Source organism: Clostridium chromiireducens (assembly GCF_002029255.1).
In the GTDB taxonomy this organism is placed as follows: domain Bacteria; phylum Bacillota; class Clostridia; order Clostridiales; family Clostridiaceae; genus Clostridium; species Clostridium chromiireducens.
In genome coordinates this window covers 26,685-43,414 of record NZ_MZGT01000047.1, presented here as the reverse complement: position 1 = coordinate 43,414, position 16,730 = coordinate 26,685, and the positions used below count along the sequence as shown (strand labels likewise).

Genomic DNA, 16,730 nt, shown 5'->3' with positions numbered 1-16,730 from the left:
CATTTAATATTTATTTAAGTTAAGTAAATAAATTAAAGCCTCCAAAGAGACTTTAAAGCATTATAAATTTCTTGCCTAGAAATATACTTTATAATTTTAAACATACACAATGTCAGAAAAAGAAAATACTCTTTTATTCAGTTGCTAGAAGAAATATCTATAAGTATTTCTTCTAGCAACTGAATAACATGAGTACCTTCTCTTTTGGCTAGCTATCCCATAATGCTAAGTTTCGCATTGGATATCTATGATTTAAGCTTATATTTATATAGAGGTCTTCCAATCTTTCCATATTCAATAATTTTTTCTATTTGGCCTTGTTTACTCATATAATCAAGATATTTCCTTACAGTGACTTTAGCTATACCTAGTTTTTCAGATAACTCTTCCGTTGTAAAGTAATCTTCTTTTATGTTTTCAAGTTCATTAACTATTGAATTATAGGTATATTTATTAAATCCTTTTTCCAGATTAAGCTTTACTTCTTCGTTATTTGTTTCCTTGCTTTTATTGCTTAAAATAAGCTTATCCAGTTCTCCCTGTTCTATGGTTTCATTATTCTTAAAACTATTTATTCTTTCTTTGAAAATACTTAGTGATTCATTAAATCTCTCAAAGGTGAATGGTTTTATTAAGTAATCTACAACTCCATATCTAAATGCATCTTTTACTCTATCTATGCTTTTATCTGCCGTAATTAATATTACATCAGACGATATTTCATTTTTTCTTAGCCATTTTAATAAATCTATTCCATTTTCATTTGGAAGAAAAACATCTAGAAGAATTAAATCAACAGAATTACTAGATAAAAATTCTTTTGCTTCTGAAAGATTTGCAACGGCTTTTTCTAATATAAAACCATCTACTTTATTTAAAAATTTTGAGTTTATTAGCCTAACCATTGGATCATCTTCAACAATCATAGTTTTTATCATGCATTTAACTCCTTTCCATAGGAATAGATATATCCCATTCAGTACCATTATTTATTATAAAACTAATAGTTCCCTGAGCCTCATCAATAATTTTTTTAACTATATACATTCCAAAGCCCCGTTCGCCTTCCTTACTTGTAGTACCCATGTCATATAAAGAATCTACCATTTTTCTTGGTATTCCCGCTCCATTATCTTTTATCTTAATTTTCATCTGTTCATCCTCTTCGAATATTTTCATATAAATTTCACCTGTTCCGTCATTTTTAACAGCGTCAATAGAATTTTCTATTAAATTCCCAATAACAGACACAAGTTCTTCTGATGTCATATACTCCGGTAACTTTGTTATCTTTGAATCATCATCTATAATTAAACTAATTCTTGATTCTTCGCACTTACTATATTTAGACAAGATTAAGGCAGCCAGGGATACATTCTTAATTTTATCGGATATTATGGTAGTTATACTTTTTTTATTTTCAACAATAACATTAATAAATTTAGTTACTTCATCATATTCCTCTAGCTGAATAAGTCCTGAAATTGTATGTAACTTATTCATAAATTCATGATTTTGAGCTCTAAGTGACCATGCCATTTTTCTTATTCCAGTTAATTCTTCTGCCATTTTACGTACTTCAGTTAAATCCTCAAACGTTACTACTAAGCCTAGAACTTGATTCTTAAACCCTCTTATAATGCTGTATTTACACATTATATTTACTCCTGGACGTACCTTTATTTCTACATTAGTCATGGACTTTGCACTATTTAAAACATTTAGTGCCATACTTTCATATGTAAAGTCAGTAATTGGTTTTCCTATATCACTTTCCTTTAGCCTTAAAATTTTACTTGCTTGTTCATTAAATAACGTTATGCAACCATTCTTATCTAAAGCTATTATTCCTTCTTTTATATTTTCGATTACTGTTTCCTTTTGCTTTAAAGCCAAAGCTATTTCTTCTGGTTCAAGACCAAATATAGCCTTTTTTATATTATAGGAAAGAGCTATAGCACCTGAAATACCTAAGATTAATCCCATTACTATAATAGGTATGAATTTATACATTTTTGTATACACTTCATTGTCAAATTTATTATATAGCATTCCTACTGCTACTGCACCTATTTGCTTATTATTTTCATCATAAATGGGAGCAAAAGCTCTTACCGAAATTCCAAGAGTTCCACTTCCTGTTGAGACATACTGCTCTCCAGTTTTCAAAACTCTTTGTTCATCACCACCAATAAATTTTTCACCTATTTTACTTTTTACAGGATGTGAATACCTAGTACCGCTCATATCCATAACCACTATGAATTCCACATTCGTTTTTATACGAGCCCTCTCAATTTCATCATTTAATATATCACTTGAAATACTTTTATTTCCCTTTAAATATTCCTTTACTTCATATGTTGATGCAAAAGAATCAGCTATATTTAACATATTTTTATCTATCTGATCTCTTAATAATCTTTTCATTTCAATAAAGGAAAGTATAGTTATGCTTCCAATGGAAATTACAAGAATTATTATTACAAAAGATATTATTTTTCCTTTTAATTTCATTTTATCACCCTTTTAAAACTTCATAACATATTTTAATTTACACAACTTACTTTAATTATATCCAAAGAACTGATTATTACAAAATAAAGAAAACTCCCTTTAGCGTTAAATTCAAATGCTATTTTTAAAATTACTTTTTGCAAAAGATTAAGAGCGTACTCCAAAGAATCCGCCCTTAAATATGAAATTTATTCAATATTATGCAACAACTTCATTATTGAGTTTTCTTGCTTTACTTTTTTGAAGCATCTTAAATGCAAAACTAACAATGAATGGGCAAAGTATAGCTGATACTACACATGCTGCTGCAACTTGTGCTGTTGCCACTGTTGCTATAACTGCTAATGATGGATCTGCAGCTGCAACTGCTGCTGGTGTAGCTACAGCATTCCCTGCTGTTGAGCCAGTCCCGAGTCCAATAATTGGCTCTTCTTTAAATATTCTTAATAATATATAAGCGCCTATTCCAGTAAATGCAGCTATTACTCCTAATAATATTCCAGGTCCTCCAGCTGTGATAATAGTTGAAAGATTCATTCCTGCACCTAATGGGAAAGAGAAGAATGGAATTAATAACATTTTACTGCTTCCAAGGAATTTTCTCATATCTGGGTCAAGATTCCCGAGTATCATTCCTATTACTATTGGAACCATTACTGCTACTAGTGCCATGAAAGGAACTTGAGCTAAGCCTGAAGCGCCTAGTGCAACTAATGTGAAAAACGGACCATCTTTTAAAGATAATAAAGCGTATGCACCTACATCAGTTTCATCACCATATTGTGAAGCAAGAGATGCATATAATCCACCATTACAATTTGTTAAAGCCGCAAGGATTGCAAGTGGTGACAAACCTAATACTCCAGCAGGACTAAAAACTTTACCTACAAATATACCAATACCAGCACCTACTATAAATTTACCAGTTATCAATAGTGCACCCTTTTTTATTGCTCTTGGTGCTAATTTAAAATTAATCTGAGAACCAATCAAAAACATAAAACAAGCCAAAATTGTTGACGATGCAGTTGAACTAAATAATGCAGTTGTAAAACCACCTATTTTTAGAACTTGTGGACAAAATGTATTAACTAACACCCCTAAGAAAAGTGGAACAACCATCATACCTCCCGGGATTTTATCAAGTGTCTTTTTAATTGGAATTTGCATGTTTATACCTCCTAAAATTTTATTTTCTCACAATTTAAACCTTTACATATTTTGCATTATGAATCAGTATTCTTCAAAATCTCTCATTTATAATTTTGTGGGACTCCATTAACTATAAGCTTATTTAATATTTCCTGAATTTTTACCTGAGTTTATACATGTATATCAGGCAATACTAGTTATTTAGTAACATGTATAAACTCTATTTCTATATTGATAATACTTTTAATAAGATCATTAATTTAACTATTTTCTTGCAACTCCACTTGCTCTTGCAGCCTCAGCAATTGCATATGCAACTTTAGTAGCAACATTTTTATCTAATGCACTTGGGATTACATTATTTTCATTTAAATCTTCATCTTTTATATAATTAGCAATTGCATATGCTGCTGCAAGTTTCATTTCTTCATTTATTTCTTTTGCTCTAACATCTAAAGCTCCTCTAAATATTCCTGGGAATGCTAAAACGTTATTAACTTGGTTTGGAAAATCTGAACGTCCTGTTCCTATAACTCGTGCCCCTGCTGCTTTTGCTTCATCAGGCATTATCTCTGGTGTTGGATTTGCCATTGCAAATATTACTGCATCTCTATTCATTGATTTGACCATTTCAGGTTTTAATATTCCTGGAGCCGATACTCCAACAAATACATCTGCATTAGCTAAAGCATCTGCAAGGCTTCCTGTTATATTTTCTGGATTTGTTATCTCTGCTAAAGCATCCTTAGCATCATCAATTTTTTCCATTCCTCTATATAAGATACCTACTTTATCACAAGCAATTAAATTTTTAACTCCTGATGATAGTAATAATTTTGATATTGCAGTTCCAGCTGCGCCTGCCCCATTAATTACAACTTTTACATCTTCAAGTTTCTTATCTACTACTTTAAGTGCATTTATAACACCCGCAAGTACTACTATTGCTGTACCATGTTGATCATCATGAAATACTGGAATATCAACTACCTTCTTAAGTTTTTCTTCAACTTCAAAACATCTTGGAGCTCCAATATCTTCTAGATTTATTCCACCAAAGGTCGGAGCTATCAGTCTAACCGCATTAACGATTTCATCAACATCTTTTGAATCCACCAATATAGGGAATGCATCAACATCTGCAAACTCTTTAAATAAAATTGACTTTCCTTCCATTACTGGCATTCCTGCCATTGGTCCTATATCTCCTAATCCTAACACTGCTGATCCATCTGTAACTACTGCTACCAAATTTCCTTTCGATGTATACTTGTAGACGTTTTCTTGATCTTCATGAATCTTTCTGCAAGGTTCTGCAACTCCTGGTGTATATGCAAGGCTTAGATCATCTCTTGTTTCAACTTTAACTTTAGATGTTACTGAAATTTTACCTTGTTTTTCTTCATGTAATTTTAGACTTTCTTCATAATAATTCATATTAAAACCTCTCCTCTATATTTAAACATTTACATTTGATATTTAATATTTTCTTGTTGTTGTTTGGTGTAACTAGATAATATCATCTTGTCTGAAAATTTAAAATATTAAGTAACTTTAAATAACATTTAATTAATTTAGAATACTTTGTGTTTTTTTTAACAAATATGATAATCAATTTAGAACTGGCATTTTACCTTTATTTACACAATAAAAGAAGAAAGTATTAACTGTAAAAGTTTATACTTTCTTCTCTTATCAAAAACCTAACATGCATTATAAATCTTTTATTTCTTCTAAGGACTTTATCGTCTCATCGCACCATTTTATCTTAGCATCTTCACTTTGTTTTCCATAACTAATTGTTGTAAGCCATAAGACTAAACTCTTTTTGTCTACTTGAACTTTACCTGACCTTAGAAGTGCATCTATTTCCGCATATTTAATTAAATCCTTTTCTGAATCTTCCCTGATACCATTAATTAGTTCAATAATATTCTTTACGGGTATATCTTTAGATAAAAATAGTTTTAATAACAGTTCAGATCTAATAGGTTCTTTTTCTATCGAAAGCAGCAGCCATTTATCTAATTCCTCTTTTCCTTTCTCCGTAATTGAAAATATATTTTTAGCTGGTCTTCCATCATTTTGTTTAACTTCTTTTGTTATTAATCCTTCTTCCTCCAACCTTTGAAGTACAGGATATATATGTCCATAATTTTCATTCCAAAAGTGTCCTATAGAAGAGTCACACACTTTTTTAATATCATAGCCTGACCCTGACATGTGATTTAATATTCCTAAAAGGGCATATTTTGTTTTATTTACCTTTGCCATTTGATTCACCTCTAACATATTTTTCTGCGGTATATAATACTAAAATTATATCAATCTGATATATTAAGTCAACATTTTACTTGAATCATTGACCTCTAAAGAAAACTCTGATTATGTTAAATATCTAGTTGGATTCGGAAATTAAACAATAATCAATTTATAATTCCTGATATATAAAAGAATAAAAAAATATGTGCTGGATAATAAAGATAGAATAAATACTTTAATCCATGCCCTTTTTTCCCATTATAAAGCATCATTAAAGGAATTGAAAAAATCATCATCCACTGATAATTATGATAAAATGCATTTTCTAAGGAAAGTATCGAGTATGGAAAAAATGTTAATGAGAATAATGCATATACAACCATCATTTTCTTACGATCATTTCTTAAATAAAAAAATGCAATTCCGAGAGAAACAAAAGCAAAGCTACCTTCGCATAGTAATGGACAAGGAAGAAAGGATAATATAATTCTTGATATACTTCTATTTGGTAACAAGACTACGCTCATAGGTAAAACAATTTCAAGCATTATAACAAGAGATAAAATAATAATTTTCTTACTAACTCCACTTCCCTCTCTATTCAGGTATTCAAAGATTAATATATTAAATCCTATTAGAAAGAAAGTTTCAAATATATTATTTGTTACAGTTGGATAAGATGAATTATTCATTGAAATCTTCCAAGCTATAAATTTACCTAAAGACATTATTACGGAAAATAAGTATAATCTCTTTACATAAGTGATTCTATTTCTAGTATAAAAAAATCCTTCTGCCATTGTAAAGAAAAAAAGTGGAGCTGATAACCTTCCAAGCCATGTAAACCAAATCGGAATTCCATTTGATGAAAAAAACTGGTGAATATGATCCATAGTCATTAATGCTAGTGCAAGCATTTTTAAATTGAATCTATCCATACCTTTTGTAATTTGATTATTTGCTATGTTCATAGAATATGTCTCCTAATTTTTTACTAAAGTATCTTCTCTAATTATATTCCATATTATTAACATTGTCTAAATCACTTTATGTTTTAGTTTGCACATTTTATTTCTCAATTTAAAGAGAGCAATCTGTTACTTAGATTGCTCTCTCTCTAATATAATTATATTTTATAACTTTCCAAGTCTTTTTTGAAAGTCTCAGTTATACCTTTAAAATCATATATATTTTCTATAAGTTTTTTTATTTCATTTGTATAATTTATTACACTAGCACTTACCTCTTCAGATGATGCTGAATTCTCTTCAGCTATGGCTGCTAGAGATTCTATGCTGTCATAAACATTTGAAATGGCATCAGCCTCAGTATTTAGCCTATTTATAGTTTCAATCATTGATGTAGCTACATTTTGAACGGATTGATTAGCTTCGAAGCTTATATTTCTAACAGTTTTTAAACTATCAGTCTCATTAGCCAGTACATCATATTGATTATCGATTTGTCCTACTAATAATTTTATTTCATTTACAAATTGCTCCAAATTAGAGTTAATTTCCAAAACTGCATCCTTTGATTGCTCAGCCAATTTTCTTATAGAATCGGCTACTACAGCAAATCCCCTGCCATGTTCCCCTGCTCTAGCAGCTTCAATAGAAGCATTTAATGCTAATAAATTTGTTTGTTCGGATATTCCTGAAACTATTGAAACGATTTGCGTTATACCTTTGGCTCTTTCTTCTAAATGTGTTCCCTTTATTTTAACATCTTCAAACTTTCCTAGTGACGTTAAAATATTCTTACTAGCATTATCAACATTTTCATAACTGTTATTTATTTTATCAACTGCATTTTCAAGTTCAAGTTTATTAGAATTTTCATTCCTAACTATATTTCTAAGCGCTTGAATATTTTCGTTTAGTGCTTGTACGGCACTATCTGTACTTTGTGCTTGGGTAATAGCACCTTCGGCTACTTGTTCAACAACACCACTTATTTCATTGGATGTGTGATTCATCGTATCAGAAATTTTATTTATTGTGTTTACAAAAGCACCCATTTCATCTGTAACACCCTTAAATCCTACGAAATCAGCTTGTACAACTTTTTTGTGTTTTTTCAAAAGTTTATAAATGTCTTCTAAGAAGTCATATGTTGTAATACTTCCATCAATGTTATATTGATTATTTATAATTCTTCCTAGCTCCTCTTTTATTTGACTTAAAGGAGACATCATTAAATTGACTGCTATAAATGCTCCGATTCCCGATGCAGCTCCTCCGATTATGCTCTTAACAGCGTTATCAAATCCCAACAAAGCTATTAATACCAGTGTCGATATTAAGAATGTAAAAATTCCTACCTTAACTCCAAAATTTCTAATAAAACCTAATGAAAATAATCTATTAACAAAATATTTTTTATTGTAATATATATCCTTATCAAAAGTAAGCTTCAGCTTTAGTTCACTATCGGTTCTTGACATCTCTTCCACGCTTACTTTTTCATTAAAATATTCACATGACCCATCTAACATTCCCAGAAAATAATCAAACATACCTCTTGATGAATTATAGCTAAATATTGCTTCCCTACTTGATATAGGTTCTATTAATACCAAAGGCGGTTTCGCCCCAGCAAATTTTTTTGTCATCACAACATGTACATCAAACATTGATTTTAAAAATGAATATACATTATCATGTTTAAAAAAAGCTGGATAATCGTGACTAAAAGTCCTTATATTATCTTGCCCAATTTGTCTCCACAGATCACCTACACCAATATTTTGTTTTTTTGCTATGTATGATATTATTCTTTTCACTTCATTGTCATCCACATTTTCGATGGGTGAAAATATTTTTTTACTTGTCCAGCCAATATAATCCATCGCCTCATCAACTACTGAATCTCCAAACAGTTTTCTGTTGGTTCTCATCCAAGTTGAAACAACTGTACCCTTCATAGGTAATACCTCCTTATTTCTTTTTAATAATTTTATATTTACGCTAATCTTTTCTTATAAATCAATTATACAACATAAAAAATATATTGTTAATTAATATTATTTAACAATAAATGTTAGTTAATAAAAAAGTAAGACATTGTCCTATAAAGTGCGAATGCACAATTAAGTTGACATTCAATAAGTTGTATGATAATTGTAAAAAGTATCATAAATAATTAATGCCATATTAATATCAATGAAATGAGGTGATTTAAAATTGATATTCTCCAATCTTATTTTAAATAAAGATGAGCCTATATATCTTCAATTAGAAAAACATATTAAACAAGGAATTAAAAATGGTGAATTAAAAAAGGATAGCAAACTCCCATCTACCAGAGAAGTAAGTAAATTTTTAAGTATAAGCAGAAATTCCGTTATCTCAGCTTATGAAGAGTTAGAGAGTATGGGAATAATTATTACTAGAAAAGGTGTGGGTTCCTTTATTTTAATTGAAGGCAAAAATGAAAGTTATGAATACAATATAAATTATTCAAAGATAATTAATGATTACGGAAGTACCTTAAAAAAATTTGATATCGTAAAGAATGAATTACCTTACAAAAAAGGGATAATATCCTTTAAATCTATTTCCCCAGAAAGTCATCTATTTAACCTTGACGATTTTAAACGTTCTCTTTTGGATGCTTGGACTTTTGAAGGAACAAATTTGTTGAATTATGGTTATGCTAAAGGTTATAAGCCTTTGATAGATTACTTTTTTGATTATATGGCCGAAAAACGTGTAAACACTGAAAATAAAGATATTTTAATAACAAATGGTTTTACTGAAGCCTTTGACATAATTATTAGTTCATTGACCAATAAAGGAGATATTATTTTATGCGAGGAGCCTACTCATAATACAGCATTAAAAATAATGAAATCTTATGGTCTGCAAATCGTTCAAGTGAAGATGGATAAAGAAGGTCTTGATTTAAAATCCCTTGAAAATGCGTTAAGCAAGTATTCTCCTAAGTTTGGATATCTAATACCTTCATATAACAATCCAACAGGAATTGTTACAAAAACTGAAAGAAGAAGAGAAATATATAAACTTTTCAGGAAATATTCTGTTCCTATAATTGAGGATGGCTTTAATGAGGAATTACTTTATTCCAGTTCTCCTATTGATCCTATTGCTTCTTTATGTGGAGGTGGAAATGGAGTTATATATATAGGAAGTCTTTCTAAAATATTATTTCCCGGACTTAGAATCGGATGGATATTTGCGGATAAAAATCTTATTGATGTTCTAGAGAGTGTCAAGAGAGGCAAAAATATTCACACTTCTTTCTTAGATCAAAGTGCCTTCTATTATTATTTGAAAAGTGGTGCCTTTAGTAGATACGTTAAAAACGTACGAAAATATTATAGAGATAAATATAATCTTGTAGTTGATTTAGTTGAAAAATACATCCCTTACGAATATATAACCGGTGAAGGTGGCCTACATGTATTTATTAAATTGAAAAATAAAATAAACTCTAGGAAACTTTTAGAACTCTGTTATTCCGATAATGTATTATTTATGCCCGGTGATATATTTTATGAAAATTATCATCTAGAATCTAGCATTATTAACGGAGATGATACCTTCAGAATTGGTTTTGGTAGAGTAAGCGATGAAGATATACGAAAAGGTATAAAAATAATTGGAAAGAACATTAAGATCTTAGAAGAATCCTCTTAAAATATTATTTATATAAAATCAACTGACCAAAAAATCGTGGTCAGTTGATTTTAACTTTAAATATCTATCTTATAAGATAGCTATCATCCTTAACACTCCATCTACATATGAAACTCTACCTGAAAGTTTCACTTTATAAGTTCTTTAATGCTTGAAGTGCGGCTATATTTAATAAGCTCCATGGTTTATTGAAGTGTGGTTGGAAGAAGAAATCCGTCATGGCTAGCTCCTCAACGGTCATTTTATTTTGAATTACCACTGACAATGTATTCATAAACTGTGTCAAATCTAATTTTGATATAATTTGCCCGCCTAGTATTCTCCTACTATCTTTGTCATATACTAATTTTAATAATGCTTCTTCATAAGTAGGCATGAATTCTGGTCTATAACTATCCATTACTGATACTGCACCTACATTAAATGATGTTGTAGCTCTTGCTACATCTTCAGTTAATCCTGTCGACGCAATACATTTTTCATATATTTTAATTCCTGAAGTGCCTTGTGTTCCCATATATTTCAATTTAGGCCCAGTAATATTATGTGCAATTAATGTTCCCATTCTAACTGCATTTGTAGCTAACGGGATATATCTTGTATCATTCCCTGGATTAAATTTGACAACACAACAGTCACCTGCTGCAAATACATCTTCTCTGCTTGTTCTCATATATTCATCAATCATGATTGCACCATTTTCTAAAGTTTCCAGTTTTCCCTTTATAAGAGAAGTACTTGGTGCAAAACCTATACATAAAATAACTAAATCCGCCTCATATTCTTTATTTTCAGTAACCACATGTGATACTTTATTATTTTCCCCTTTAAATAGCTTAACCTTTTCACCTAATACCAAGTTAATTCCATGATCCTTAAATTCTTTTTCTGCAATATCAGTAAATTCCTTATCTAAGTACTTTGACATTATCCTATCTTCAGCATCTATTAATGTAACATTTTTATCTTTCATCTTAAATGCTTCAGCAAGTTCTACACCAATGTACCCTCCACCAATTACAATCACATTTTTTGCATTATTACGTCTAGCTTCTATTTCTTTTGCATGATTATAATTTTTACACAAAAGGATATTTTCTAAGTCTCCACCTTCAAATTTAGGGATTATTGGCCAAGAACCTAGAGTTAAGACCAGTTTGTCATAATTATCCTCTAATATTTCATCATTATCTAAATTCTTTACCTTAATTTTTTTATTATCAAAATCAATATCTAAGACATCATGTTTCATCTTTGTTACAACACCCATTGAACTTAAATTCTGTGGTGAATTATAAAATAATTTTTCTGTTTCAGTAACTATTCCTCCAATGCTTAATGCAATTCCACAAGATAAAAATGATATATTGTCATTTCTTTCATATACAACAACTTCACTATCAGGATGTAATTCTCTTAAATTGACTATAGCAGCTGTTCCTGCATGAGTACATCCAATCACAATAACTTTCATATAATACCTCCTAATTATTTAATAATTACTTTTCATAAATAATAATTATCTATTAATAACATTATATATCTTTTTAGAAAAGAAAGAAAGATTTTCTCCTTTTTTCTTGTAAAATATTTTACTACGTAATTAATATTAATGCATTTATATTAATATGATATAGTTTTTTACAGTTATTCGTCATAATATACTCTAAATTATATTATCTCTATCAATATGAACTTTATATCTATAATTTAATCTTTACTAAAAAAGAAGCGACTTAAAATTGTTATAATAATTCTAAGTCACTTTCTTATTATATAAGTTTAAATTGCTTTAATCCTTTATAAATACCGTCATTTTCAATATTGTCTGTCTTATACCTAACTTTTTCAAGAATTTCTGGATTGCTATTTCCCATAGCAATTCCATACCTAACATATTGAAGCATATCTATGTCATTTAAGCTATCTCCAAATGCATATGTATCTTCAATAAATATTCCTAAATGTTTAATGATAGCCTCAATGCCTTTTACTTTCGTAAATCCTTTCGGAACTAATTCGATAAATTCAGTGTTATGGTATATACAATCAAAATTATTCTCTAAAGATTTAAATGCTTCTTCAAAATTGCTATTTTTATTAGTTCTGCATGTAATCTTATTTATGCGATACTCCTCTCCATTAATTGGCTTTATTTTTTCACTATATTGGCTCTTAAATTTAGTTACGGAAAATAACCCTCCATCCAAAAAATTATCTTCATCCATATATAAATAATCTTGTCCTTCTAAAACGCAAAACACATTATATTTCCTTAGAACATTTACTGCATAATCAGCTATTTCTTTTTCTAAATCAATGTTATATATTACGTTACCGCTACACTCTACATATGCACCACAAGCAGCTAATACACCATCAAATCCTAAATCTATTAAATCCTGAGGTATCATAGCCCTCGCTCTACCTGTTGATATAAACGCAAGATGTCCTTTATCCTTTAATTCCTTTATTCCTTGTACTGTGCTTTCTGGCACCCCTATTTTATTATTATATAAAGTTCCATCAATATCAAAAAAAACTATTTTTCTTTCCATTCTGCCCCCCATAAAAACAATGCTTTTTTATTAATGATACAACAACTCAGCAAAAAAGGAAAATATCATTAACTAAACGAAAACTTATGTTGACTCTTAACGAAATTAGCTCAAAACGAAATGTTATCGGCTCTTATAATAGTTTGTCCCCCATACCCCTACTAAAATCATAACGGACCCTATAAAATGATATAAGTAAAAATTTTCATTTAAAACTAATACCCCAGCAGCTATAGATACTATTGTTGATATATTGGCGAATACTGAACATCTAGAAGCTTCCATTTTTGACAATGTATAATTAGTCAGAAAGTATGCTACCACAGACGATAATATGCCAAGATATAATACTGATGATACAAAACTTGGACTACTTAACGGCAAAAAGTATTTGGGTAATTCTCTATTTAACATATGATCAATAATTGAAATTAAATTGAAAAATATTGCTCCTATTATCATCATGAAGTATGTTACTTCTATTGCAGTAAAATCCTTAGATATTTTTCTAGCTATTATGTTAAATAATGCTGCTGAAAATACTGCTCCTCCAAGAAGAAGTATGCCAAGTAAAGTACTTCCTCCCGGATCGTTTGAATTCTCCATCAAAATTATTAAAGCCACACCTGATACAGATAATATTATACTTAAAGCCTGTCTTATAGAAGGTTTCTCATTCAATATGTATATTGCAAGAATTGTTACTAATATGGGTATAAGTGCTATCATAAGGCCGCCTAAAGATGATGACGTTCTTTGAATCCCATATGTTTCAAAAATAAAGTAAATTATTGGCTCTACTAACGCTAAGATAATAAGCCATTTCATAGGTTTATTTTTATAATCCACTTTTATTACTTTTATCCATATTAGAATTGTCATCACAAAAAAAGCGGCTAAAAATCTAAATGAAAGTAACTCCATAGGGGCAGCAACTCTCAATGCTTGTTTGGAAAATAGAAAACTCAAACCAAAAATAAAGTTAGTTATTATAGCGGTAATATATGGTATTATGTGTAATTTGTCTTTCATTTTATGTCATTCCCTCTCTGTTCATTTGGAATATAAAAAGTTATTATAAAAACTATAAAAGGCGCTAAAAATAGCGCCCCAATTTATTAATTTAATTATCACAAGAAGTAAGTATACTATAAAATCATTCTATTTACAATGATTTTATAGTGATTCAATTCTTCAAACCATAATATCTAGTTACTAGCTCTAAAATAACTATTTACACACAGTCTTATAAAATTAGCATCCTTTTTAACAATAAAAATATATTAATAAAAAAGGTGGTGATTATAATTTACAATGATTCATTAGTTAGTTATTATTCACAAACTAACTTAAATCTAGAATTGTTATCTTTTTATAATGATTGGAAAATGCGTTACTTAAGACTTGTAAATGACTCTAATACTATGAAAGAATATCTTTTTTACGCATTAGACCAACCTACTACTAATAATGCAGTCACTGTCTCCGAAGCAATGGGCTATGGAATGATTATATTCCCAATTATGAGTAAATTTGATCTTACAGCTAAAATTCATTTTACATCAATATACAATTATATAAAGTCGTTTCCTAGTTTTTATAACAATAATTTAATGGCATGGCAGCAAGTTAAAAATTCTACTGGTAATATTGTTAACTCTTCGCCTGAAACGTCCTCTGCAACCGATGGAGATATGGATATCAGTTATGGACTCCTTCTCGCACATAAAATTTGGGGAGAGAATGATAAAATCAACTATAAAAGTGAAGCTGTTAAAAGGATTAATGCCTTAATGGATAGTTGCGTAAATAAAAATGATTATATTCTAACTTTAGGTGATTGGGTCAAAGGAATAAAAGTTAATAATTTCAAGTACGTGACTAGAAGTTCAGATTTTCTAAAGTATCATATAAGAGAATTTATTAAATTCGATTTCAAAAATAGCACAGAGTGGCAAATGGTACTTGATAAAATCGACTTTATTATTTCAGAACAAATGAAGAATGAAAGCAAGGCTAACGGGCTAATGCCTGATTTCTTTATAAAGGATATCAATAATATAAATAATTATATAGCTCCTAAATTCAAAGTCCTAGAAACTATTCATGATGGAGATTATTATTTTAACAGTTGTAGGACTCCTTGGCGATATTCTATGGATATAATTATAAATAAAACTCCAATAACTCATGAGCTTCATACCCTTAATTATTGGATAAAAAAAGAGACCTCATATAATCCTAAAAATATAAAATCAGGATATTATATAGCTAATGGCCCTCCTGGCCATTCCTTTGGTTCATCTAACGATCTATCATTTATAGCACCTTTTTTAGTGAGTTCCCTCATTGAAAAAGGACATGATAATTGGACCATTGCTCTTTGGGAAACTTTAATAAATAAACCAATAACAAAATGTACTTTCTATGAAAATACGCTAAAACTTATTTCTATGATAGTTGCAACAGGAAATTGGTACATTAGTTAATCTAAACATTGTTTTTAACATGGAGTAACTTTTGTTACTCCATGATTTATCTTACAATAGATAATCAAATTCGCGCTAAATTAATTCCACCTTACTACATTTATACTATATTCCTATAGTTTTCATTAAAAATATGAATATTTTAAGAAATTATGAGAAAAATAGAAAAACGAGCTAAATATTATAGGAGTGAAATGTATATGAAGGTTGGAATTCCCAAAGGATTATTAAATTACAAATATTCTATCTTTCTTGAAAAATTTTTTAGTGAGCTTGGTGCTGAAATTATAACCTCCCCTAACACAAACAAACAGATATTAGATGAAGGCGTTAAACACTGTGTAAACGAAGCATGTTTACCAATTAAAATATTCCATGGTCATGTAGCTTCCATCAAGGATAAATGCGATTTAATGGTCATCCCGCGAATTATGCAGATAACCGAAAATGAATTCATTTGTCCAAAATTTTGTGGATTGCCAGAAATGATTATAAACACCGTCCCTAATATGCCTAAGGTTACCATGGCTCCTATTTATGCGACTTCAAAAGAAAAATTATATAACTGGATTATATCTACAGGAAGCATGATAACAAACAATAAGAAAAAAATTAAAGAAGCATATTACGAGGCTTTAGCTGAACAAAGTAAAATTAAAACAGGAATTAAAAACGAAGGATATAAACTAAATATCGTTTTAATTGGTCATCCTTATAATGTTTACGATAATTTCGTAAATATGAATATAGTAAAAAAGTTAAATAAGTTAGGAATTGGAATAATAACTGAAGAATTCATAGACGAAAACTCTATTTCCGACAAAACAAAAGAATTATTTAAAAGGCCTTTTTGGACTTTCGCACGAACTGCATATGGCGCTTCAACATACTTAGTTGAAAATAAAAAAATTGATGGTGTAATATATATATCTTCTTTTGCTTGTGGTATAGATTCTGTTGTTATAGATCTTATAAAAGAGAGGATTAAAGATTTCCCATTTCTAATTCTTAAAGTTGATGAACATACTGGTGAGTCCGGATTCGATACAAGAATAGAAGCCTTTGTTGATATGCTGGAAAGGAAGTACTGA

13 protein-coding genes are annotated in these 16,730 nt (G+C 29.5%); 3 read left to right on the top strand and 10 right to left on the bottom strand.

The genetic code is table 11. The features are described 5' to 3' along the window. Positions 1–245: 245 nt before the first annotated feature. The 7 genes from CLCHR_RS16545 to CLCHR_RS16515 all read right to left on the bottom strand — a co-directional run bounded on the left by CLCHR_RS16545 (position 246) and on the right by CLCHR_RS16515 (position 8,857). Positions 246–938 (bottom strand): response regulator, encoded by a 693-nt coding sequence (locus CLCHR_RS16545; protein ID WP_079440931.1) that lies wholly within the window; start codon positions 936–938, stop codon positions 246–248. Positions 939–942: 4 nt separating this feature from the next. Further along, positions 943–2,517, bottom strand: coding sequence for an ATP-binding protein (locus CLCHR_RS16540; RefSeq protein ID WP_079440930.1), 1,575 nt, complete (start codon positions 2,515–2,517; stop codon positions 943–945). 198 nt (positions 2,518–2,715) lie between these two features. After that, positions 2,716–3,687: a 2-keto-3-deoxygluconate permease gene (locus tag CLCHR_RS16535; protein ID WP_079440929.1), complete on the bottom strand. Its 972-nt coding sequence runs from the start codon at positions 3,685–3,687 to the stop codon at positions 2,716–2,718. Positions 3,688–3,933: 246 nt separating this feature from the next. After that, positions 3,934–5,106 carry an NAD(P)-dependent malic enzyme gene (locus tag CLCHR_RS16530; protein WP_079440928.1) on the bottom strand — a complete coding sequence of 391 codons (1,173 nt, stop codon included), beginning with the start codon at positions 5,104–5,106 and terminating at the stop codon, positions 3,934–3,936. Between the two features lie 276 nt (positions 5,107–5,382). Then, positions 5,383–5,943, bottom strand: a complete 561-nt coding sequence (locus CLCHR_RS16525; protein ID WP_079440927.1) for a PadR family transcriptional regulator — start codon at positions 5,941–5,943, stop codon at positions 5,383–5,385. A gap of 152 nt (positions 5,944–6,095) precedes the next feature. After that, complete coding sequence (locus tag CLCHR_RS16520) at positions 6,096–6,902, bottom strand: TraX family protein (protein ID WP_079440926.1); 807 nt, start codon at positions 6,900–6,902, stop codon at positions 6,096–6,098. A gap of 155 nt (positions 6,903–7,057) precedes the next feature. Beyond that, complete coding sequence (locus CLCHR_RS16515; RefSeq protein WP_079440925.1) at positions 7,058–8,857, bottom strand: heme NO-binding domain-containing protein; 1,800 nt, start codon at positions 8,855–8,857, stop codon at positions 7,058–7,060. 259 nt (positions 8,858–9,116) lie between these two features. On the opposite strand from CLCHR_RS16515, the gene CLCHR_RS16510 reads away from it, so the two are divergent. Continuing rightward, entirely contained in the window at positions 9,117–10,592 is a 1,476-nt protein-coding gene (locus tag CLCHR_RS16510; protein ID WP_079440924.1) for an aminotransferase-like domain-containing protein, read from the top strand. 133 nt (positions 10,593–10,725) lie between these two features. Here the strand turns inward: CLCHR_RS16510 and CLCHR_RS16505 are convergent, their stop codons facing one another. The 3 genes from CLCHR_RS16505 to CLCHR_RS16495 form a co-directional block, all read right to left on the bottom strand. Further along, entirely contained in the window at positions 10,726–12,066 is a 1,341-nt protein-coding gene (locus tag CLCHR_RS16505) for an FAD-dependent oxidoreductase (protein WP_079440923.1), read from the bottom strand. Between the two features lie 298 nt (positions 12,067–12,364). Next, positions 12,365–13,150 (bottom strand): Cof-type HAD-IIB family hydrolase, encoded by a 786-nt coding sequence (locus CLCHR_RS16500; protein WP_079440922.1) that lies wholly within the window; start codon positions 13,148–13,150, stop codon positions 12,365–12,367. Between the two features lie 123 nt (positions 13,151–13,273). Beyond that, positions 13,274–14,182: a DMT family transporter gene (locus CLCHR_RS16495; protein ID WP_079440921.1), complete on the bottom strand. Its 909-nt coding sequence runs from the start codon at positions 14,180–14,182 to the stop codon at positions 13,274–13,276. A 263-nt stretch (positions 14,183–14,445) separates the two neighbouring features. Between CLCHR_RS16495 and CLCHR_RS16490 the strand changes: the two genes are divergently transcribed. Next, complete coding sequence (locus tag CLCHR_RS16490) at positions 14,446–15,639, top strand: glycosyl hydrolase family 8 (protein ID WP_169896830.1); 1,194 nt, start codon at positions 14,446–14,448, stop codon at positions 15,637–15,639. A 200-nt stretch (positions 15,640–15,839) separates the two neighbouring features. Further along, the gene (locus tag CLCHR_RS16485; protein WP_079440919.1) at positions 15,840–16,730 is read left to right on the top strand and encodes an acyl-CoA dehydratase activase-related protein; all 891 of its coding nucleotides are present in this window, start codon (positions 15,840–15,842) and stop codon (positions 16,728–16,730) included.

What these genes read in the sequence shown, in the direction of transcription:
- CLCHR_RS16545 (WP_079440931.1), bottom strand. Translation starts at nt 938, where the DNA reads ATGATAAAAACTATGATTGTTGAAGATGATCCAATGGTTAGGCTAATA.
- CLCHR_RS16515 (WP_079440925.1), bottom strand. Translation starts at nt 8,857, where the DNA reads ATGAAGGGTACAGTTGTTTCAACTTGGATGAGAACCAACAGAAAACTG.
- CLCHR_RS16535 (WP_079440929.1), bottom strand. Translation starts at nt 3,687, where the DNA reads ATGCAAATTCCAATTAAAAAGACACTTGATAAAATCCCGGGAGGTATG.
- CLCHR_RS16495 (WP_079440921.1), bottom strand. Translation starts at nt 14,182, where the DNA reads ATGAAAGACAAATTACACATAATACCATATATTACCGCTATAATAACT.
- CLCHR_RS16530 (WP_079440928.1), bottom strand. Translation starts at nt 5,106, where the DNA reads ATGAATTATTATGAAGAAAGTCTAAAATTACATGAAGAAAAACAAGGT.
- CLCHR_RS16505 (WP_079440923.1), bottom strand. Translation starts at nt 12,066, where the DNA reads ATGAAAGTTATTGTGATTGGATGTACTCATGCAGGAACAGCTGCTATA.
- CLCHR_RS16525 (WP_079440927.1), bottom strand. Translation starts at nt 5,943, where the DNA reads ATGGCAAAGGTAAATAAAACAAAATATGCCCTTTTAGGAATATTAAAT.
- CLCHR_RS16500 (WP_079440922.1), bottom strand. Translation starts at nt 13,150, where the DNA reads ATGGAAAGAAAAATAGTTTTTTTTGATATTGATGGAACTTTATATAAT.
- CLCHR_RS16485 (WP_079440919.1), top strand. Translation starts at nt 15,840, where the DNA reads ATGAAGGTTGGAATTCCCAAAGGATTATTAAATTACAAATATTCTATC.
- CLCHR_RS16540 (WP_079440930.1), bottom strand. Translation starts at nt 2,517, where the DNA reads ATGAAATTAAAAGGAAAAATAATATCTTTTGTAATAATAATTCTTGTA.
- CLCHR_RS16520 (WP_079440926.1), bottom strand. Translation starts at nt 6,902, where the DNA reads ATGAACATAGCAAATAATCAAATTACAAAAGGTATGGATAGATTCAAT.